The organism is Frankia sp. AiPa1, assembly GCF_023243075.1.
Taxonomy (GTDB): Bacteria; Actinomycetota; Actinomycetes; order Frankiales; family Frankiaceae; genus Frankia.
In genome coordinates, this window is the sequence record NZ_JALKFZ020000092.1 from 1 (window position 1) to 19,641 (window position 19,641).

15 protein-coding genes are annotated in these 19,641 nt (G+C 71.3%); 9 read left to right on the forward strand and 6 right to left on the reverse strand.

The genetic code is table 11. The features are described 5' to 3' along the window. On the forward strand, nucleotides 1-185 hold a 185-nt coding region (locus MXD95_RS07690), incomplete at its 5' end, for a hypothetical protein (RefSeq protein ID WP_250639847.1). Nucleotides 186-194: 9 nt separating this feature from the next. On the opposite strand, the gene MXD95_RS07695 is transcribed toward MXD95_RS07690, so the two are convergent. Further along, entirely contained in the window at nucleotides 195-398 is a 204-nt protein-coding gene (locus tag MXD95_RS07695; RefSeq protein WP_250639848.1) for a cold-shock protein, read from the reverse strand. A 312-nt stretch (nucleotides 399-710) separates the two neighbouring features. Further along, nucleotides 711-1,745 carry a LysR family transcriptional regulator gene (locus MXD95_RS07700; RefSeq protein WP_285223556.1) on the reverse strand — a complete coding sequence of 345 codons (1,035 nt, stop codon included), beginning with the start codon at nucleotides 1,743-1,745 and terminating at the stop codon, nucleotides 711-713. 69 nt (nucleotides 1,746-1,814) lie between these two features. On the opposite strand from MXD95_RS07700, the gene MXD95_RS07710 reads away from it, so the two are divergent. The 4 genes from MXD95_RS07710 to MXD95_RS07725 all read left to right on the forward strand — a co-directional run bounded on the left by MXD95_RS07710 (nucleotide 1,815) and on the right by MXD95_RS07725 (nucleotide 6,083). Further along, nucleotides 1,815-2,795: a CTP synthase C-terminal region-related (seleno)protein gene (locus MXD95_RS07710; protein ID WP_250639849.1), complete on the forward strand. Its 981-nt coding sequence runs from the start codon at nucleotides 1,815-1,817 to the stop codon at nucleotides 2,793-2,795. Between the two features lie 57 nt (nucleotides 2,796-2,852). Then, nucleotides 2,853-3,602: an SRPBCC family protein gene (locus MXD95_RS07715; RefSeq protein ID WP_250639850.1), complete on the forward strand. Its 750-nt coding sequence runs from the start codon at nucleotides 2,853-2,855 to the stop codon at nucleotides 3,600-3,602. A gap of 165 nt (nucleotides 3,603-3,767) precedes the next feature. Continuing rightward, nucleotides 3,768-4,895 (forward strand): adenosine deaminase, encoded by a 1,128-nt coding sequence (add, locus tag MXD95_RS07720; protein WP_250639851.1) that lies wholly within the window; start codon nucleotides 3,768-3,770, stop codon nucleotides 4,893-4,895. 60 nt (nucleotides 4,896-4,955) lie between these two features. After that, nucleotides 4,956-6,083, forward strand: coding sequence for a glycerate kinase (locus MXD95_RS07725; RefSeq protein WP_308301460.1), 1,128 nt, complete (start codon nucleotides 4,956-4,958; stop codon nucleotides 6,081-6,083). Nucleotides 6,084-6,164: 81 nt separating this feature from the next. Here MXD95_RS07725 and MXD95_RS07730 read toward each other — a convergent pair whose 3' ends face one another. Next, nucleotides 6,165-6,962, reverse strand: a complete 798-nt coding sequence (locus tag MXD95_RS07730; RefSeq protein ID WP_250639853.1) for a peptidoglycan recognition protein family protein — start codon at nucleotides 6,960-6,962, stop codon at nucleotides 6,165-6,167. Nucleotides 6,963-7,460: 498 nt separating this feature from the next. Here MXD95_RS07730 and MXD95_RS07735 point away from each other — a divergent pair, with 498 nt between their 5' ends. Both MXD95_RS07735 and MXD95_RS07740 read left to right on the forward strand, forming a co-directional pair. Continuing rightward, entirely contained in the window at nucleotides 7,461-8,666 is a 1,206-nt protein-coding gene (locus tag MXD95_RS07735; protein WP_250639854.1) for a GNAT family N-acetyltransferase, read from the forward strand. 332 nt (nucleotides 8,667-8,998) lie between these two features. Continuing rightward, on the forward strand, nucleotides 8,999-9,742 hold the full coding sequence (locus MXD95_RS07740; RefSeq protein WP_250639855.1) for a hypothetical protein: 744 nt from the start codon (nucleotides 8,999-9,001) through the stop codon (nucleotides 9,740-9,742). A gap of 215 nt (nucleotides 9,743-9,957) precedes the next feature. On the opposite strand, the gene ahcY is transcribed toward MXD95_RS07740, so the two are convergent. Both ahcY and MXD95_RS07755 read right to left on the reverse strand, forming a co-directional pair. Continuing rightward, entirely contained in the window at nucleotides 9,958-11,394 is a 1,437-nt protein-coding gene (gene ahcY, locus MXD95_RS07745; protein WP_250639856.1) for an adenosylhomocysteinase, read from the reverse strand. 524 nt (nucleotides 11,395-11,918) lie between these two features. Further along, nucleotides 11,919-14,630, reverse strand: coding sequence for an efflux RND transporter permease subunit (locus tag MXD95_RS07755; RefSeq protein WP_250639857.1), 2,712 nt, complete (start codon nucleotides 14,628-14,630; stop codon nucleotides 11,919-11,921). Between the two features lie 792 nt (nucleotides 14,631-15,422). On the opposite strand from MXD95_RS07755, the gene MXD95_RS07760 reads away from it, so the two are divergent. Beyond that, nucleotides 15,423-16,487 (forward strand): phosphatase PAP2 family protein, encoded by a 1,065-nt coding sequence (locus MXD95_RS07760; protein WP_250639860.1) that lies wholly within the window; start codon nucleotides 15,423-15,425, stop codon nucleotides 16,485-16,487. Between the two features lie 35 nt (nucleotides 16,488-16,522). Here the strand turns inward: MXD95_RS07760 and MXD95_RS07765 are convergent, their stop codons facing one another. Next, entirely contained in the window at nucleotides 16,523-17,743 is a 1,221-nt protein-coding gene (locus MXD95_RS07765) for an acetyl-CoA C-acetyltransferase (RefSeq protein WP_250639858.1), read from the reverse strand. Nucleotides 17,744-18,100: 357 nt separating this feature from the next. On the opposite strand from MXD95_RS07765, the gene MXD95_RS07770 reads away from it, so the two are divergent. After that, a partial coding sequence (locus MXD95_RS07770) for a hypothetical protein (protein ID WP_250639861.1) occupies nucleotides 18,101-19,641 on the forward strand: 1,541 nt, incomplete at its 3' end.

Sequence of the window (19,641 nt, forward strand, 5' to 3'; positions counted from 1 at the left end):
GGGGGGGGGGGGGGGGCTGGGGGGGGGGTGCTGGAGTTTTTTTTTTTGTGGGGGGGGGGGGGGGGGCGGGGGGCCCGGGCGCCGGGGGGGGGGGGGGGGGGGGGGGGGGCGGCGGGGGGGCGGCGGGGGGGGGGGGGGCGGGCGCGCCCCCCCCCCCCCCCCCCCCCGAAACGAAGATCAGGTAGTGCCGATGGTCAGACGGGGCTCACGTTGTCGGCCTGCGGCCCCTTCTGCCCCTGCACGATCTCGAACTGGACGCTCTGGCCCTCGTCCAGGGACTTGTAGCCGTCAGCCACGATCGACGAGTAGTGGACGAAGACGTCCGGGCCGCCACCGTCGACGGAGATGAATCCGAAGCCCTTCTCCGCGTTGAACCACTTGACGGTACCCTGCGCCACGATGCTTTCTCCTTGCCGCGCTCCCGGTAGGCGTCCTTCGCATACCGGCTTCGCACCAGACCCCGACCGGTTCCGTGGCCTGGTCGTGCCGTTCTCTGCGTAGGTCACGCACCGAGAATCAGGCAACACCTCAAGCCTACCCCGTGGCCGGTGTGGTGCGCTGGACCAGTCGATGGTCTGCTTCTGGTCCACTCGAATCGCCTGGCCCGAGGCGCCGCATCCGCGGGGCGCGGGTGGTTCGCACGAGGCGTCCTGCCCGAGTCGGGCACCTCCGAGGTCCGCATACGCCGGGGGCTGGAGTGGACGAGCGCCTCATCCGGGTCCGGCGCCGAGCGCGACCGCCACGGCTTGGGCTGCCGGGCCAGGCCGACCCGCGCTCAGCAGCTCGTGTCGGAAATTCAGCGCGGCATCGCCCGGCGCCCGGGTCCCCCTGATGGTGGACGCGGCCGCGCGGGCGGGGTGCGCACCGCTGCCACGGGTCGCCAGCACCCCACCGCGGACCGGCACGGCGACCAGATCCCCCCGGCCTGCCCGGCCCTGGTCCGGATGGGCGCTCGGGCCGGCCTGGCCATCGTGGCCCGGGTGGACGATCCGCGCTGGCAGAAGGGCCAGCCCGCCGCCGGCGGCGACCAGCGCGAGCAGGCCCTGGACATCCGCGCCGTCCACGCGCATCCGGGCTCGAAGACGTCGCTCGCTGGTCAGGCCGCGCAGGTGGTCCAGCCCTGCGCCCAGCTCGGGCGCGTCGATCCAGCCGGCGTCCACCAGATCGGCGATGCGCACGCCGGGTCGCCCGGCGAGGGGATGGCCAGTTGGCAGGATGACGGCAGGGGGCTCCTCGGCGATGCCCACCGCCCGGATGGGCCCCACGTCGGGGAGCCGCAATGGATCGCCGCTGGTGGCCAGCCCGACGGCTATGCCCAGATCGACGTCGCCGCGAGCAACCTCGGTGGCCACCATCGGGGTGCCGCCGAGGACGACGCGCAGCTCAAGCCGGGGAAAGGTGGGCGTGACCCGGGCCAGCACCTCGGCGAGCCGATCGGCGGCGAGCGGATGGGCGGCGATGGTCAGCCGCTGGGACGGCGTTCCCGCGGCCCGCGCAACCTCGGTGCGGGCCGCGGCCAGGCGCAGCAGCAACGGCACGGCATGTTCCAACAGGCGGGCGCCGGCCTCGGTCACCGCCACCGTCGGCCGCCGGTGGAACAGGACGACACCGAGATCCGCCTCCAGGGCCGCCACCTGCTGCGAGACCGCCGACTGGGTGTAGCCGAGCTCGCGGGCGGCGGCGGAGAAGGAACCTGCGGTCGCGACGCCGACAAAGGTGCGCAGGTGCTGGGTATCCACATCCATCAGTATCGCTAATCCGGAATGCGGGAATTATCGTTGGATCTGAACTGATGGAGGGCGGAGCATCGGGACATGCCGCCCACCCCGCCGCCCGTAGGCGTCTCCGCCCCGGCCAGGTTCGCTCCGCCAACAGCCACCTCGGCCACGACCATCCCGCCCACGCACCCCGCCACCGCGCCCACGCACCCCGCCACCCCGCCCGCGGCCCGTTTCACCGCGGCGGGCCCTGTGCCCGTCGGATTCAGTGCCCGGGTGGCGCTGATTGGTGACCGAAGTGCCGAGGTCGCCGCGCATGCCCGGATCCCGGAGCTGCTCGAGGCGCTGCATCGGCGGGACGGGCTGCTGCTGGACGCTTACTGGATCCCAACCGATGAGGTCCTCACCGACCCGCCGTCCTCGGCTCTCGACGGGTCCGCTTTCCTCGCCGGATTCGACGGGATCTGGCTGGTGCCGGGATCCCCGTACGCCAGCGAAGCGGGTGCCCTGGCCGCGGTTCGCGTGGCTCGCGAGCGGGGCGTCCCGTTGTTGGGAACCTGCGGCGGACTGCAGCACATCGCGCTGGAGTACGCCCGTTCGGTCTGCGGGCGTCTGAACGCGACCCACGCGGAGAACGATCCGGACGCCATCGACCCGTTGATCGTCCCGATCCAGTGTGCGATGAACGGTCATGAGGGAGTTGTTCACGTAGCCGCGGACTCGCTTGCCGAGCGGCTGATCGGCACCGATCGGACGGTCGAGCGTTACTACTGTTCCTACGGGATCAATCCCCCCGATGCCGGCCTCCTGCTGGCGCACGGGCTGCGCTTCAGCGGAGTGGACGAGTCCGGTGAGGTGCGGATGCTGGAGCTCCCCGGACATCCGTTCTTCCTGGCGACGCTGTTCCAGCCGGAGCTCGGCTCGCAGGCGGGACGCGCCCATCCGGTCATCCGTGGATTCGCCGAAGCCGCCGTCGCCCGAGCCGCCGCCCGCAGCACCGCCGCCCGCGGCGGGGCCGGTGCGCGCAGCCAGACAGATCGGCGCCTGGCCGCGCCGGAGACCTCGAGCGTGTGTTAGAGGGACCAAGGTGGGGATGAGCGCGGTGTCTGAATCTCGCGACGAACGGGAGGAAGAATGGCGAGCACAGTCCAGGAATCGATCGAGGTCCACGTCCCGATCCGAACCGCCTACAACCAGTGGACGCAGTTCGAGTCCTTCCCGCACTTCATGGACGGCGTCGAGTCCATCGCGCAGATCGACAACACCCACACGCACTGGAAGATCAAGGTCGCTGGCCAGGCGCGCGAGTTCGACGCGACCATCACCGAGCAGCTCCCGGACGAGCGGGTGGCCTGGAAGAGCACCGGCGGCGCCCAGCATGCCGGGGTCGTCACCTTCCACCGTCTCGCCGACGACGAGACCCGGGTGACAGTGCAGATGGACTGGCAACCCGAAGGGCTCACGGAGAAGGCTGGTGCCGCCTTCGGCGCTGACGACCGTCGGGTCAAGGCGGACCTGCGGCGCTTCAAGGCGTTCATCGAGGACCGCCAGACCGAGACGGGGGCGTGGCGCGGCGAGGTGCCGCGGCCGGACGCAGCCGGCGGCTATCGGGCCGGCGCGGCGGGCGTGGCCGGTGGCGAGCCAGACCACGCCGGCCGGGCGGGCGATTCGAGCTACGGAGGCGCGGGCGGTTCGGGCTACGGCGACCCCGCGCGTGGCTCGGGTTACGGCAGCCCTGCGGGCGGTTCGGGCTACGGCGACTCGGCGGGTGGCGCCGGTTACGGCGGCCCGGCGAGCGGTCCGGACTACCCGACGCCTGGCGCGTCCGGGCAGAGCGCGCCGCGCGCGCCGGGCACGCCGGGCAGCTCGGCTGGCGGTTGGTGAGCTGACGCCCAGCAACTGAGTCCTGAGTCCCACGGCACGGGGCGGGGCGGGGATGCCGGTCGCCCGGTCCGCCCCCTGTCGCGGGCATGGTCCGCGTACCCTCCTCCTGGGCGGTAGGTGACGCCAATGCCGTCACCTCGCACCGGCCCAGGAGGAGGGACGCCCGTGCGCGATCTGCGGACTCTGCCCAAGGGGCATCTGCACCTGCATTTCGAGCTGGGGATGCGCCCATCCACCCTCGCCGACCTGGCCGCGGCGGCCGGCCTGCCCACCCCACGGACCACTGGCTTCACCGAGTTCGGCGGTTTTGGCGACGTGGTCGGAGGCATCCTGCCGCTGCTTCGCGGCCCGGCCGACTTCGAGCGGCTCGTCGACGAGATGGTGAGTGACGCCGCCGCCGAGGGCGTCGTCTACCTCGAGCCCAGCTTCTGGCCCTACGCCCATGGGGAGGCGTTCTCCAGCGCGGACGAGGCATGGGAGACCGTCCTGGCCCGTTCGAACCAGGCAGCGGCGCGACACGGGGTCACCGTCCGCTGGATGGCCGCGGTCGACCGGGTCCTCGACTCCCCCGAACGGGCGGTGGAGGTGGCCCGTACGGCGCTGCGCCATGCCGACCGCGGCATCGTCGCCTTGGGCCTGCACAACGACGAGAATGGTTGGCCCCCCGAACCGTTCGAGGCGGCGTTCCGGCTGGCCCTCGACGGTGGTCTGCTCTCGACGCCGCACGCCGGTGAGCTCGCCGGCCCGCAGTCCGTGCGCGGCGCGATCGGGCCGCTCGGCGCCCATCGACTACAACACGGCATCCGGGCGATCGAGGACCCGTCACTCGTGGACGAGCTGCGCGAGCGAAACATCTGCCTGGACGTCTGCCCTACCTCGAACCTTCTGCTCTCGGTCGTCCCCTCGCTGGCCAGACATCCACTCAAGGCTCTGCTGCGGGCCGGGGTGCGCTGCTCGATCAACGCCGATGACCCGTTGCTCTTCGGCCCGACCTGCCTCGAGGAGTACGAGCTGTGCCGGCGCGAGCTGGGCCTGTCGGACGAGGAGCTCGCCGAATGCGCCCGTAGCTCGGTGCGTTTCGGCGCTGCCCCGCCCGCGGTGCGTGATGCGGCCCTGGCCGACATCGACGCCTGGCTCACCGCACCCGCCGACATACCAGGGCAGCCGAACGACGGACCGGCCACGTCCGTACGCGCATCCGAGGCGGGACTACGCCGCGTGTCTGTTGCTGGTTCCGCGCACGGTGCTGGTCCCTGTGGTGCGGGTCCGGCGCACGGCCAGGCGACTGTCTAGGCGCCGGGCCCGACCGTGACCCGGCCACCGCGCCCTCGCACCGGGCATCGTGGCCGTCGGGTGGTGATCGCGCCGGACTCGTTCAAGGGGTCCGCCCGTGCCACACAGGTCGCGGTGGCGCTGGCGCAGGGCTGGCGGTCGCGGCGCCCGGACGACGAGATCGTGGCGCTACCGATCGCCGACGGTGGTGAGGGGACCCTGGACGTCTTCGCCGCCACCACCCCGGGGGCGCGTCGCAGCCCGGTTCGGGTCACCGGTCCGGACGGGCGTCCTCGGGACACCGAGTGGCTGGCCCTGCCGGGCGAAGTGGCGCTCGTCGAACTCGCCGCGGTAAGCGGTCTGCCGCTGATGCGTGCGCCCGATCCACTCGGCGCTCACACCCTTGGCGTGGGGCAGGCCCTGACCGCGGCCCTGGACGCCGGTGCCCGGCAGATCCTGGTCGCGCTCGGCGGGTCGGCCTCTACCGACGGCGGTACCGGAGCGCTTGCCGCGCTCGGCGCCCGATTTCTCGACGCCGACGGCACGATGCTCCCCCTCGGCGGGGGAGCGCTGCTCACTTTGGACCAGATCGATCTGGCCCGGCTGGTCCCCCTGCCGCCCGGGGGAGTGCGCTGCCTCGTGGACGTCGACGCGCCGCTGCTGGGCGACTCTGGTGCCGCTGCCGTCTTCGGCCCGCAGAAGGGTGCCGACCCCGCCGACGTCGCCCGTCTGGGCGGGGGGCTCGCCCGGCTTGCCGGGCTGATCGGCGGAGATCCGGCAGCCCCGGGGGCTGGTGCCGCCGGCGGTACCGCCTACGGCCTGGCCGCGGCCTGGGGCGCCGAGCTGGTCTCGGGCGTGCAGACGATCATCGAGGTGGCCGGCCTGCCCGAGGCGCTGGCCGGTACGGACTGGCTCGTCACCGGGGAAGGCCGGTTCGACCAGACCTCGCTGGGCGGGAAGGTCGTCGGCGGGGTGCTGGCGCTCGCCCGGCGCCTGGGGGTGCCGGTGCTGGTCGCCGCCGGCCAGCTCGACGCCCCCCGCCCGCGGGGGGTCGTCGGTGAGATCGCCCTGAGCAGACTCGCGGGCGGGCCAGCCGCAGCCATGGCCGAACCACACCGATGGCTGTGGGCGGCCGGCGCGGCACTCGCCGGGGCCGCCGAGGCCGCCGAGGCCGCTGGGGCAGGTGGCGGTTCTGCGGACGCGCCGTGACGCCCGGCCCGATCGGGTGATGGTGGCCAGGAAAGCGGCCGAACCGGACGGGGCGGGTTGAATCAGACTGGTTCTGCTGAATCAGACGGAGCGGTTCAGGCCAGTCAGGATCCAGCCGATCTTCCGCCAGGTGTCGGAACCGCAGGCGCCGTCGTCGGTGATGCGGCCGAACCACGGCGAGGCGTACCGCTGCAGTGATGCCACCCGGGCTGTGGTTCGTGAACCGTACACCCCATCCGGTGTGATCCGGTTCGGGTCACCCGTCGGCGCCTCGTGGCCAAAGATGATGTTCAGGGCGTTCTGGAGCTCGGTGACGTCCGAGCCGGTGGTGCCTTCCCGCAGGGTGGGACGTCCGGCATAGCGCTCACGCGGATCGGCGGTGAACGTCCGCTGGCCGGTCGCCAGCGAAAGGATGTCGCCGCGGCGGTTCGCGCGAATGTCGCCGGGACAGTCGTGCCCGCCCCAGGCCGTGCCGCCCATCCGATGAGTGCCGATGCCGTATCCGTTCGGCGAGTCGGTGACCTCCGCCTTCCAACCGAACTCCTGCATTCCCCAACGGAAGAGTTCCGCCAGCCGGGTGACCTGGATCGGGGTGTAGTCGTCGGTGGGATAACCCTCGCATTCACAGGAGATCCAGTACGGATTACCAGCCGCCTCGGCCCAGGCCCGCTGGTCGAACCTTACGTATTGCTCGAAAACGCCGTTCCGGCTCAGCCAGAGGTGGGAGCTGACCTGACTGGACGAGTTGTCAAACCAGGAGAACAGCGAACCGTTCCCGACCTGGACATGGGGGATGAGGCCGCGGGTGGGCTGGACCATCGAGCCCGACGTGTTCCGTACCGGCCGGTACCGGGCCGGGGGATAAAGGGTCGCCGCCATCGTCAGCGGTCCTCCCGCACGGGGGTGTCGTCACGCCAGGTTGTCAACTGGGAACTCACGATGCCGGTTTACTTCCTCTTCGTGCGGGTGCGGTCGCATCAGCCGATGCCGTCCAGTTTCTATCTGATTCACCGTGTTGGCCGGGATACCCGGGGTCCGCAGTTGTCATTCCGTGTCCGCTCAGATCCGTACTGGGACCGACCTGGCACGGATCGACGCCTATTGGGCAGGATGCCCGGGTTTGCGGGATGGGGAAACCTCGGGTTGCGCAGAGACGCCGCGCCGGTCCGATCGGTTCGCCTACACTGCCGCCCTGTGTCCGGGAATCACACGCGAGCGGCCGATCTGTCGGAGGTCGCCCGCGGATCTGGGGCAGCCCCGGACCCGCGCATCGCCAGGACGGAGCGCATCGTCACGACGGAGGACGTCGCCACGAGGCCGGGTGCCGTCACGAGCTCGGGTATCGCGGTGGGGCAGGGGGTCCCGGCGGAGCCGGCGGTGGTGGTTGTCGCGGGAATGCCGCCGCGGCAGGTGATCGACCTGCGGGACGCGGTGTTCGTCGGCGAACAGGGTGTCCCCATCGAGCTGGAGCGGGACGGTCGGGATGCGGGTGCCGACCATGCGTTTGTCGTCGATCCGGCCGGTCGGGCGCTGGCCACGGGCCGCCTGCTGGACCTCGGGCCCCGGACCGCTGGCGAGCAACCGGTGGGAATCATCGGCCGGGTGGCCGTCGACGCCGGCGCGCGGGGCCGGGGCCTTGGCCTCGCGATCACCGAGGCGCTGCTGGTTCGTGCGCGCGACCGGGGTCTGCCCGCGGTGGAGCTGCACGCGCAGACCCAGGTGGCCGGTTTCTACGCGCGCCAGGGCTACCGGGTCATCAGCGAGCCCGACATCGAGGCCGGCATCGAACACGTGTGGATGCGCCGGGATCTGGCGCCCGGCCTGCGGGAGGCCACCGACGCGGACATCGCCGAGCTGCGCGAGCTGCTCGGGTCGTCCTGGCCGCGGAACCCCGCCACGGGACATCAGGCGGCCACCGCACATCGAGCGGCAGTCGGGTATCGCACGATCACGGTAGCCGGTGAGCCCCTTCGGGGGATGTGGGTGGTCCCCGTACCGGTGCACACTCCTGGCGAACCCGGCTTAAGCGGGCGTCTCCTCGCGGGCATCGCCGTGTCGTCACGGTCGTTGACGGACGAGCCGCCGTTCTCGGCCGACGCGTCGCCGCCGTCCGTGATCGAGATGACGAATCTGTACGTGGCGGCCCCGGCCCGCGGGCAGGGGCTCGGGACGATCCTGGTGCGACGCGCGGAGCGCGCGGCACGGCAGTGGCACGCCGCGCGGAGGCTGAACTCCGCCGAGGGACCGCACGGTGTCGAAGGCCTGGACGGTGCCGAAGGCCTGGACGGTGCCGGTGCCGTGGCACTGGACGGTGCCGAGGGTCCGCGGACTGGCCAGGGGGGGCTGCCGGCTAGCCACATTCTGCCGGCTGACCAGCGACGGGATGCCGAGCGGGCGGTGCGCATGGTGCTTTGGTGCGACGCCGGGTCCGACGACGTGCACCGGTTCTGCCGACGTGCGGGTTACCTCCCCACCGGACGTTCCCGAGCACGGCGCGACGCCACCGGGGCGGCCGAGATCGAGTTCTCCCGGTTGCTGGCCGATGCGGTCTTCGGTGGGCCCGGTCGTCCGTCGGCATCCTGACGGTTCGGCGGCCAAATCCCTGGATCCGGCGGTGCTGGAACCAGACCGAGTACAGATCTCGCCGGCTCCTGACCGTGGTCCGCGCTGCTCCTGACCGTGGTCCGCATCGGCCCATCGGAAAAGGTTGTCCCCCAGCGGTGGGCACGCGGGACATGGGGACCCAGGTCCCCCGGCCCGCTCCCAACACACCGCCAACTACCGCTATCCTTGCGACCGATTGCTGTTTTATTTACGGGAATCTCGCTCCATGGAGCGGAACAGGTACTCAGGTCCCACACGGGCCGTCGCGCCGAAGGGGCGTTGGGTCCCCTGGTTCGACAAGGAGGCATTCAATGCCGTTTTCCGTATCACCGCGGCGGCACCGTGCGCGGGTCCGGCCCGCCTCCGGCGCGGCATCGCAGGATTCCGACGACGGCCTGCGCGGGCCACAAGGCCCCGGGGTTTCCAGCCGGCAGCTCCGGTTCGGAGCCCGGCCGCGGCTGGTGGGTTCACGCCCGCGGCGTGATCGGGTCCGTGCCGCGCTGGCCGGGGTGGGTACCGCCGTCGCTCTGACCGGTCTGTTCGCCGTGGGTGGTGCCGGGCAGGCCCAGGCCGGCGGCGAATCCTGGGGCACCTGCCCGAGTAATCAGGTGAGCTATGTCGCTGTGCCGCCTGAACCGGGCCGGCCCTCATCCGGCATGACCCGTCTGTCGGCCGGCTACTACGCGCACTTCGCGCAGTCCTGGCCGCCCACCACCTCGGTGCTGTGTCTGACGAAAGCTGGCAAGGGCGCGCCGGCGGGTCAGCCGCCGATCAGGATCGAGTCGCTGAAGTGCCCGAACGGCCAGGCGACCTTCGCCGTGCCGCGTATGCCGCCGCCTCACGGCACCAGCGGCGGGCCGGTGACCTGGGGAACCTACCTGCCGGCCGGCTACTACGATCTGTCGGCGGTCGCCAACGACCCCGGATGGACGCCCGTGTGCTGGTCGCAGACCAACCGCACGGCGACGACGCCGGCACTGCCGGCACCGCTGGCGGCGCAGGCACCCCAGGCACCTCCGGCAGGTGTTCCGGCCGCCCCCCGGTCGCAGCCGTGAGCGTCCCCGCCGCGAGCGCGCAGCCGGCGAGCGCCTCGCCCGCCGCGCGCTGACGCCGACCGGTCGGACATCGCGGGCCTGCCGCGTCGGTGGCCGGTCGAAGGCCGAAACGCCAGACGGCGGCGGTTGCCGTGGTGTGCCACCGCGGCAACCGCCGCCGTTGCGGCTTCAGCCCTGGCGCGGAGGCTTCGCTCCCGGCGCCGCGGGATGGACGATCAGTAGCGGTAGTGGTCCGCCTTGTAGGGGCCCTCGACCGGCACGCCGATGTAGTCGGCCTGCTGCTTGGTCAGGGTGGTGAGCTTTACGCCGAGGGCGTCGAGGTGCAGCCGGGCGACCTTCTCGTCGAGGTGCTTGGGCAGCACGTAGACGCCGACCGGGTAGCTCTCGGTCTTGGTGAACAGCTCGATCTGGGCGATCACCTGGTTGGTGAAGCTGTTCGACATGACGAAGCTCGGGTGCCCGGTAGCGCAGCCGAGGTTCATCAGCCGGCCCTCGGCGAGCACAATGATCGAGTGCCCGTCCGGGAACACCCACTCGTCGACCTGCGGCTTGATGTTGATCTTCTCGATGCCGGCGATCCTGGTGAGACCCGCGATGTCGATCTCGTTGTCGAAGTGCCCGATGTTGGACACAATCGCCTGGTGCTTCATCGAGGCCATGTGGTCGGCCCGGATGATGTTGAAGTTGCCGGTGGTCGTGACGAAGATGTCGGCGATCCCGACCACGTCCTCGAGCACGTCCACCTGGAAGCCGTCCATGGCCGCCTGCAGGGCACAGATCGGGTCGATCTCGGTGACGATGACCCGCGCGCCCTGGCCGCGCAGCGCGTCCGCACAGCCCTTGCCGACGTCGCCGTAGCCGGCGACGACCGCGACCTTGCCGCCGATGAGGACGTCGGTGGCGCGGTTGAGGCCGTCGATGACCGAGTGACGGCAGCCATACTTGTTGTCGAACTTGGACTTCGTCACCGAGTCGTTGACGTTGATCGCCGGGAAGGCGAGCGTGCCGGCCTTCGCCATCTCGTAGAGCCGGTGGACGCCGGTGGTCGTCTCCTCGGTGACGCCCTTGACGTTCTGCGCGGTCTCGGTCCAGCGACCGGGCCGCTCGGCGATCGTGCGCCGCAGCGTCTCGAGGACGATCGCGTACTCCTCGCTGTCCGAGGCGTCGGTCGCGGGCACCGCGCCGGCCTCCTCGAACTGCGCGCCCTTGTGGACGAGCAGGGTCGCGTCGCCACCGTCGTCGAGAATCATGTTCGGGGTGCCACCGTCCGGCCAGGCCAGCGCCTGGTCGGTGCACCACCAGTACTCGTCGAGCGTCTCACCCTTCCAGGCGAAGACCGGGACGCCCTGCGGGTCGTCCTTGGTGCCGTTCGGCCCGACGACGACCGCGGCGGCCGCGTGGTCCTGGGTGGAGAAGATGTTGCAGGAGACCCAGCGGACATCCGCGCCGAGTGCCACCAGCGTCTCGATGAGCACGGCGGTCTGGATCGTCATGTGCAGCGAACCCATGATCCGCGCGCCGCGCAGCGGCTGGCTGGCCGCGTACTCGGCGCGGGTGGACATCAGCCCGGGCATCTCGTGTTCGGCTAGCCGGATCTCCTTGCGGCCGAACTCGGCCAGCGCGAGATCCGCGACCTTGAAGTCGAAACTCATGCCCTCTCCTTCGACGCTCGGATAGCTGCCGAGCCCTAAGTGGCGGTGCCGTGTCGTCCCGCGAACACCTTGCCTGAGCGTGCCACATGTGGGCATGAGAGCGAAGAGCCGGCCCGCGCGCAGCGACCACCCCGAAGCACCCGTGGGCAATGGTCCCATAACGGAAAGTACGCCACCCCCCGCTTGATGAGCCCCGCCCCTCACGATTGCTACTCCCCGCAGCGGGCCGTTCGGCAAGATCCCGCTATGCAGGTCGTCGTGGGGGGCAAATCAGACACGAATCCCCCCATGACGACCTGTTTGGATCTTGAACCCATACGCCCGCGCGATCGTCGTCACACACAGTGGTCTCGGTGCCGGTCCGGCCGGTCCGGTCGGTCCGGCCGGTCCGGTCGGTCCGGCCAGCCCGGGTCGGTCCGGTCGGACCTGCCGCCTCTGTCGGTCCTGCCGGCTCTGTCGGTCCTGCCAGCCCGGTCGGTCCGGTCAGTCCTGCCGGCCCGGGCCGGAGCGGCCGCGAGGTGATGTCAGGTGCTCGGCGCTGCGGTGGGGCTCGTTCCGGAGGGGTAGCCGGCGTCGGTGGCGCGGCCGGTGCTGGTGCTGGTGCTGGTGATGTCGCCAGCGTGGTCGACCCGGTCGGTGCTGGTGTCCCGGCCGGGCGAACTCGGCCCGGAGTGCCGTCCGTTCCGGTTCCGGTTTCGGGGGTGGTGGACCCAGCCGTGCTCGTCCGCCCAGACCAGCACGGGCGGCAGGACGATCAGCGCGGACAGAAGAGCCACGGCCACGTTGAGCGCGACCAGGAGGCCGAAGTCACGCAGCAGGGGCAGGGAGCTGAAGGCAAGTACGCCGACGCCGATGACGGCGGCCAGCGCCGAGACGGCGAAGGCGCGTCCGGTGCGTCCGGCGGTGGTCTCCACCGCCGCCCGCGGATCATGGCCGCGGGAGCGTTCTTCCAGATGGCGGAAGATGAGAAGCGTGGTGAACTCGGTGCACAAGGCGACGATCAGCGGCCCGCTGACGGCGGTCAGGGGGCTCAGGTCGACCCCGATCGCGAGGGCGACGAGCGAGCTCAGGCCCACCGCGATCAGCACCGGCACCATCGACAGCGCTGCCCTTACCAGGCTGAGGTGGCAGAGCACCAACAGCACGAACACGCCGATGAGCGCGTAGTAGGTCAGCTCGGTCCGGTTGTTCTGGAGGCCGGAGAGCAGGCCGGTGCCGATGACTGCCAGCCCGGACGGGGTGGCGGTGACTCCGGCCGGCGGGTGGGTGTTGCCGCGGATGTCGGCCACGACGGCGGCGCGGCGTTCCAGGGAGCCTGACCCGGTCCGGAAGATGATGTTCATCGCGCTGTTCTTGAGATTCACGGTGCTGCGCTGGATGTCGGGTGGGGCGACGTCGTAGGCGGCGCGGACGTCCGCCCCGGTTGGCATCACGATGGAGGTGTTCGGCACCTCCAGCAGGTAGCTCACGATCGTCACCAGGCTGCTGGCGTCGCGCAGGTCGGCGGAGTGCGTCGAGAGCTGCCGGTTCGCGAACCGGCCGACGAAGGAGGCGGTGGCGTCGTCGAACACGTTCGGGGAGCGGATGTAGACGTCGAGCTCGCTGGCGGAGCCGCTGCGGGCCCGCAGGGTCCTGATGTCCTTGATCACCTGGCTGTGCTGGTTGACCCACTTCTCCGGGTCGGTCTGGACGGTGAGTTTGCCGTCCGCGACGATGCCGCCGGCGAAGACGGCGACCGAGACGATGACCAGCGGGATCGCGGTGATCCGGGGCAGCCCGCCGAGCTTGATCACCGCTCGGCCGAGCGGGCCGTGGGTGTAGTCGCGCGGCGGCGTGGGACGGTGCCGCTCCCGCACGTCCAGCGTGAGCAGGAGCAGTAGGACCGTGGCGATCACGATGACCGGCAACCCGATGGCCAGCAACGTGCCGAAGTCCCGGATCATCGGGACCTCGCTGAACTCCAGGGCGCAGAAGGAGAGCACGGCGGCGACGGTCGCCACCGAGAGCGCCCGGCGCAGCCCCTCCCAGGCGACCACGACGGGATGCCTGGCCCGGTCGAGCTGGGCTTCCTCCTCGATGCGGCTGTGCAGCTGCACAGCAAAGTCGATGCCCACGCCGAGCAGCACCGGCAGGCCCGCGATCGTGACCACCGACAGCGGCACGCCGACATAGCCGGCGAGGCCGAACGCCCAGATCAGGCCGACGCCCACCACGCCGAGCGGGAGCAGCCGGAACCGGACCGCGAACGCGGCGAGCAGCAGGCCGGCCATCAGCACGAGTGAGATCGCGCCGAGGGTCAGGAAGCCGCCCCGCAGGTAATTGTTGATGTTGCGGAGCAGGGCTGGCGCGCCGGTGGTCATCAGCGACGCATGGTCGAAGGTCAACCCGGCGACGGCCCGCTCGACCACGTGGGCGCCGGCACCCTCCTCGTGCAGAGACGCGTTGCCCTTGAGCCGAGTCACCATCTGGGCGGTCGTGGTGGTCGGGAAGAACGGTCGCAGCGACTTGCGGATGGCGCCGGTGTTGTCGTAGAGCAGGACCTTCACCCAGGCGGGACTGCCCAGGTTGCGGTTGGCCACGGGGACGGCGTTGATCCGCTGCAGGGTGCGCAGCGAGTCGGCGAGGCGCCGGCTGGCCGAGGCCTTGTCGGGGTCGCGCTGCTGCGCGCCGATCAGCATCTTCGCCGCCGGGCTCGACAGGGCGTCGCTGCCCTGGCCGCGCACCAGGTTGTCGGTGAACTCCAGCGCCGTCAGCGGGGTGATGGTCGACGAGACGTGCGGGCTGGCGTCAAGGTCATGCTGCAGCGTGCGCCACTGGGCGATGTTGCGTGACGTGAACAGGTCGGCGGTCGTGCTGCCCGGCGCCACCGTGAACAACGTGACCATCGCCTCGCCGCCGAACAGCGACTGGTAGTCGACGTTGTCCCTGGCGATCCGGGAATCGCTGTTGAGGTAGTTGTCCTGGCTGGTGGTGAACTCCAGGCGGGTCAGGCCGAACCCGAGGATCACCGTGACGAGCAGGGCGACCAGGGCGACGATGCCGGTCCGCCGGCCGTGATCGGACAGCCGCGAGCTCAGGGATCCTGCGCCGTGGGACGCGGGTGCCCGCTCGCCGACGCCGCCAGCACTGGCAGCACCGCCAGCGCCGTCACCGGTACCGGCGGCGGCCGAGCCCGAGGCGGCTGGCGGGCCGGTACGGTCCGGCGACTCGTCTGCAGGACTGGCGTTCTGGGACATTCAGGCACGCTCCGGAGTCAACGTGGGCCCCCGGCACAGCGCGCAATGCGACTTCCTGTCCGACGGCGTACCTCTGGATGTATAGCGTAGGTCACATCGCGAGCGGGAGTCCCGGGCTTCTGATCTTTTTCTGACTTCGTTTTGTAATTCTATGAATACTGTAAGTAATGCTCTCTGGATGATTCCTGCCGATCTATATACGCGGTGAAGTCGGCTGCACTCTCACTCGGCCTGAAGGTGCCCCCCTGCACTGAACCGGCGGCAACCGGCTCGGGTGGTCACGCAATGTCGTGTCGCAATGTCGTGTCGCGAGGGCGGCGGATGTCCGCCAGTCGGGCTCCTTCGCCGGACGCCCCCCTCCGAGCCGCAGAGCTTTCCAACCCTGACCGCATCCTGGCAGCTGGCAGCGCGGAGTGTCGATACGCCTACCTGCCGTTGGAGTGGGTTGTTGGTCGGGAGCCGCGGCGTGCGTCCGGCCATGACCAGCGGAGGGTGGCATGTCGCGAATCGGACAGGGTGAACGAACTGATGGGCATCGGGCGGGAATGGCGAGTTGCTGGTTCCTCGTTGTTAATCTGCGGGTAAGGCCAGGGCGGAAGCAACCCTGATCAATCACCACATCCCGGTCGGCTCCGGTATGTGGTGATCGGTTGCATGTCGAGGACGGGGCCCCGGTTGAGTCGCATCTCACACTTCGTTCCGCTCCGTCCTTACCGATCGGTCGGTAGGAACGAAGGGATGGGTGAACGGGACGTGTCCTGATGGGGAGGCACGGATGCTGCGGTGCAGTACATGGTGAGCGCCACTGGCCAGGTGTTACCGGGCGAGCAGCACCGGGGCGGCCGGGTGGCCGACCTGCTGCGATCGAGTGCCTTCGTGCTGAGCCAGATCGTCCTGCTCGGGTTGCTGTACGTCCTGTACGACCTCGGGCGACATCTCGCCGCTGGCCGGGAGCTGGAGGCGTTGCGGCACGCGGTCAACGTCTGGCACCTCGAGCGGGTTTTCGATCTTCCGGATGAGGCGTCGTTGCAGGCGGTGGCGATGCGCTCATCCCGTCTGCTGGAGCTGGCGAACCGCTTCTACATGACGGTTCATTTCCCTGCGGCCATCACGTTTCTGCTCTGGGTGCTGATCTTTCAGCGGCACACGTGGAGCCGGGTGCGAACGGTCATCGCGATGTCCACCGGCGTCGCACTGATGATTCACATCGTGTATCCGCTCGCGCCGCCGCGGTTCCTGCCGGAAATGCTGCCCAGCGTCAAGCTGGTCGACACCGGAGCGGTGTTCGGACCTTCTCCGTACGGATCACATGACACTGTGGCCAACCAGTACGCGGCGATGCCGAGCCTGCACATCGGGTGGGCGATCCTGGAGGCGTGGGGAGTCATCACCATCCTGCGGGTCCGGGTGAGGTGGCTGGCGCTGCTACACCCGATCGTCACGACGCTGGTCGTGGTCATCACCGCGAATCATTACTGGCTTGACGGCATCATCGGCGGCGGCCTGGTCGCCGCGGCGGTGCAGATCACACGTCCAGAGGTGCAGTCGCGCATACGGCTGTGGGCCATCGCCTGCCACCTGCCGGTCGGCGCGCCGGCCGTCGGGAACGCCCCCGGGGGAACCGGAACGCTTCCGGCGCCCCGCCGTCCGACGGCATCCGGACCAGCCCGGACGGCCTCGACGGGCTCATCGCGTTTGCCCTTCTCATGGCCGGTACCGGGCCTCTGCACACAACGTGCCTCGCCCCGCACGTCGGCCGCGGTCCGGCCCGGGGACAACGCCGACGAGCACAAACCCGTGCCGTTCCCGTCCCCACGTCGCGTCGGTCAGCCCGAGGGCGCCGACCCCATGGGCTGACCGCGCCCGGGCGCGAAGACTCATCCGGCGAAGGATCAGGACAGCCGCTCGAGGACGAGGGCCATGCCTTGGCCGCCACCGATGCAGGTGGCCTCCAGACCGATCGTCGTGTCGGTGGCTCGCAGGCCGTTGACCAGTGTGGTCAGCAGGCGGGCGCCGGTCATGCCGAACGGGTGGCCCAGCGCGATCGCGCCGCCGTGCACGTTCAGCCGGTCGAGGTCCACGCCGAGCCGCTGGTAGGAGGGCACGACCTGGGCGGCGAACGCCTCGTTGATCTCGACGAGATCGACGTCGTCGATGGTCATCCCGGCCCGGGCGAGCGCGCGCCGAGACGCCTCGACCGGCCCCAGGCCCATGATCTCCGGGGACAGCCCGATGACCCCGGAGGACACCAGCCGGGCGAGGGGGGAGATGCCGAGCTCCTGGGCTCGGGTGTCGCTCATGATGACGACGGCCGCGGACCCGTCGTTGAGCGGACAGGCGTTGCCGGCGGTCACCGTGCCGTCCGGACGGAACACCGGCGGCAGCGCGGCGAGGGCGTCGAGGGTCGTGCCGGGCCGCGGGCCGTCGTCGGCGTCCACGATCGTGCCGTCCGGCAACTGCACCGGAGTGATCTCCCGCTTGAAGAAGCCGGCGGCGATCGCCTGCTCGGCGAGGTTCTGCGAGCGGCAGGCGAACGCGTCCTGCTCGGCCCGTCCGACCCCGGTGAACTGGGCGACGTTCTCGGCCGTCTGCCCCATCGCCATGTAGACGTCCGGCAGATCGCCGCGCAGACGCGGATCGGTCCAGAGCGGGGCGCCGCCGGTGGCGCGGGCGGCCGTGCGGGCCTGGGCCGCCGCGTAGCTCGGATTCTGGGTGCCCGGCATGCTGTCGCTGTTGCCCCGGATGAAGCTGCTGACCATCTCCACCCCGGCGGCGACGAAGACGTCTCCCTCGCCTGCTCGCACGGCGTGCATGGCCATCCGGATGGCCTGTAACGAGGATGCGCAGTAGCGGGCGACGGTCGTGCCCGGCACGCTGTCCAGACCCAGGGTCACCGTAATCACCCGGCCGATGTTGTGGCCCTGTTCCCCACCGGGCAGCGCGCATCCGACGATCAGATCGTCGATCTCGTTCGGGTCCAGCATCGGGACCTGGTCGAGGGCGGCGCGCACGATCGTGGCGGCCAGATCGTCGGCCCGAAGGCCCCGAAGCGAGCCCTTGAAGGCTCGCCCGATCGGTGAGCGGGCGGCGGCGACGACAACTGCCTCGGGCATGACCGGCCTCCGTCATCAGGTGCCCGTCCTTGGCGCCGCGGTCGTGCTGTTGCGGACGCGCGGGACAAATGATCAAAACTGTAGCGCGGCGACTGCTCCTGGGTCGCCCGCCGCGCGTCCGCGCGGTGTCCCCCGGCGGGGGGCGATCTACTCTCATCGCTGCGGACCGGAACGAATCGGACGGCGTCTGGACACGCGAAAGACCAGCGCGGGACACGATCCGTTCGGCAGCCCGGACCCGTCGACGGTCAGCGACCGCCGGACAGCCTCGGCGGCGACCGGCGACCGGCGACCGGCGACCGGCGGGACGCGGAAGTTCGGAAGGATGCGTGCGAATTCGGAAGGATGACAGCGATGATGGCGGGAGCCGAGGCCGGGCTCGGGCTGGGGCCCGTAGGGCCGGTCGGCGTCGGCGTCGGCGTCGGCGTCGGGCCGGCGGCTCGGTTCGGGCCGCAGTTGTCGGCCCGCGCGGTCGAGCTGCGCCGGTACCTCGCCGAGGCCGTGACACTGGCGGATGACCTGCGACTCGACGCGCTGGCCCGCCCAGGCCCGCCCGGTCGGCGGGGCCGGCCGGGCGGGTACGAGGTCACCTGGGCCGGCCCCCTGCGGGTGCGGGTGCGGGGTCAGGTCACGGTCTGGCGCCGGCGGCTCACCGACGGAGCCGACGCGCTGTGGGCGGCCGCGATCCGACTCGAGCAGCTGACCGGCGCCCGGCTGCCCGGCGCGCTTTCGTCCCGCGCGTCGCCATCCGGCTCTCGGCCCGCCCCGTCGCCGATGCCTGGGCAATCGTCCGGGGTCAGCGCGCCTGCGCCGGCGACCCCGGCCGCGGGGAGGCCCGAGCCCCTCCCGGGCCGCCCGCCCGGCGTCATCCGGTTCGACCCGGAGGAGCTGGCCAGCCTGGCAGGGCGGCTGCGGGCCGTCGGCGGTCGCGCCGCGGCGCTTGAACGGGCCGTGGTCGAGTCGCTGGCCGGGATCGAACACATCCTGGGTCAGGCCGTGGACTGGCAGCCGTCGGCCTCGGCGTTGCGGTCGGGAGTGTGCGATCCAGTGGCGCAGGCCGGGCGATGGCTGCGGTTCATCTCGGCCGAGGCGTCCGCGGTCGCCCTCGATCTGGACGGCAGACTGGCTCGTCTCGTCGCCGCGCCCTCGGCACCGGGACCGGCACCGGGACCGGCACCGGGACCGGGACCGTCCACATCCGGGCTCGGCCGCCCGGTGCTGTCGGTGGTCAGCTCACGGCTGTCGTCATCCGGACAGCTGGCGGCGTTGGCCGTGGCGGCCGGGCTGCTGGAGGTGATCGATCCTGACGCGACGGGCCGTTCCCGGGGTCGCGGGCCGAGCGTGGCACAGATGCGGGCGGCCCGATCGACGTTGGCCCGCCTGCCGGTATCTCCGCGGGCCGCGGTGGTGGGCCAGCTTCGGGGCGCACCGCTGGCCGCGCTGCGTGCGCAGGCCGCGCAGGTGGCGCGCACGACTACCCCGGGCGGCCCGCGACGCGCGGCGGAACTGGCCGGTCTCGCCGATGATCTGCTTGCCGCCGCACCGCGGGACATGGTCGACGAGCTCGTCCGGGAGCTGCCCTGGCTCGAACCGACCCCGCCGGGCGGGCCCACCCCGCCGGGCGGGCCGCGGTCGCTGGTGGACCGGTCGACCGATCCGCTGCTCCGGGACGGCGCCCAGCCCGACGACGTCGGCCAGGGCGCGCTGCCCGACTGTTATCTCGCCGCCGCACTGATCGGCATCGCCGCTCAGGACCCGGATCTTCTCGTCCGTGGCCTGCACCGAAACCCCAATGGCACCGCCACCGTCCTGCTGCACCCCGGTGGGGGGGGGGGGGGGGGGGGGGGGGGGGGGGGGGGGGGGGGGGGGGGGGGGGGGGGGGGGGGGGGGGGGGGGGG

Bases quoted from the DNA above. Each gene is read 5' to 3' on its own strand.
- MXD95_RS07740 (WP_250639855.1), top strand. From the start codon at position 8,999: ATGCCGTTTTCCGTATCACCGCGGCGGCACCGTGCGCGGGTCCGGCCC.
- MXD95_RS07715 (WP_250639850.1), top strand. From the start codon at position 2,853: ATGGCGAGCACAGTCCAGGAATCGATCGAGGTCCACGTCCCGATCCGA.
- MXD95_RS07755 (WP_250639857.1), bottom strand. From the start codon at position 14,630: ATGTCCCAGAACGCCAGTCCTGCAGACGAGTCGCCGGACCGTACCGGC.
- MXD95_RS07710 (WP_250639849.1), top strand. From the start codon at position 1,815: ATGCCGCCCACCCCGCCGCCCGTAGGCGTCTCCGCCCCGGCCAGGTTC.
- MXD95_RS07765 (WP_250639858.1), bottom strand. From the start codon at position 17,743: ATGCCCGAGGCAGTTGTCGTCGCCGCCGCCCGCTCACCGATCGGGCGA.
- MXD95_RS07730 (WP_250639853.1), bottom strand. From the start codon at position 6,962: ATGGCGGCGACCCTTTATCCCCCGGCCCGGTACCGGCCGGTACGGAAC.
- ahcY (WP_250639856.1), bottom strand. From the start codon at position 11,394: ATGAGTTTCGACTTCAAGGTCGCGGATCTCGCGCTGGCCGAGTTCGGC.
- MXD95_RS07700 (WP_285223556.1), bottom strand. From the start codon at position 1,745: ATGGATGTGGATACCCAGCACCTGCGCACCTTTGTCGGCGTCGCGACC.
- MXD95_RS07760 (WP_250639860.1), top strand. From the start codon at position 15,423: ATGGTGAGCGCCACTGGCCAGGTGTTACCGGGCGAGCAGCACCGGGGC.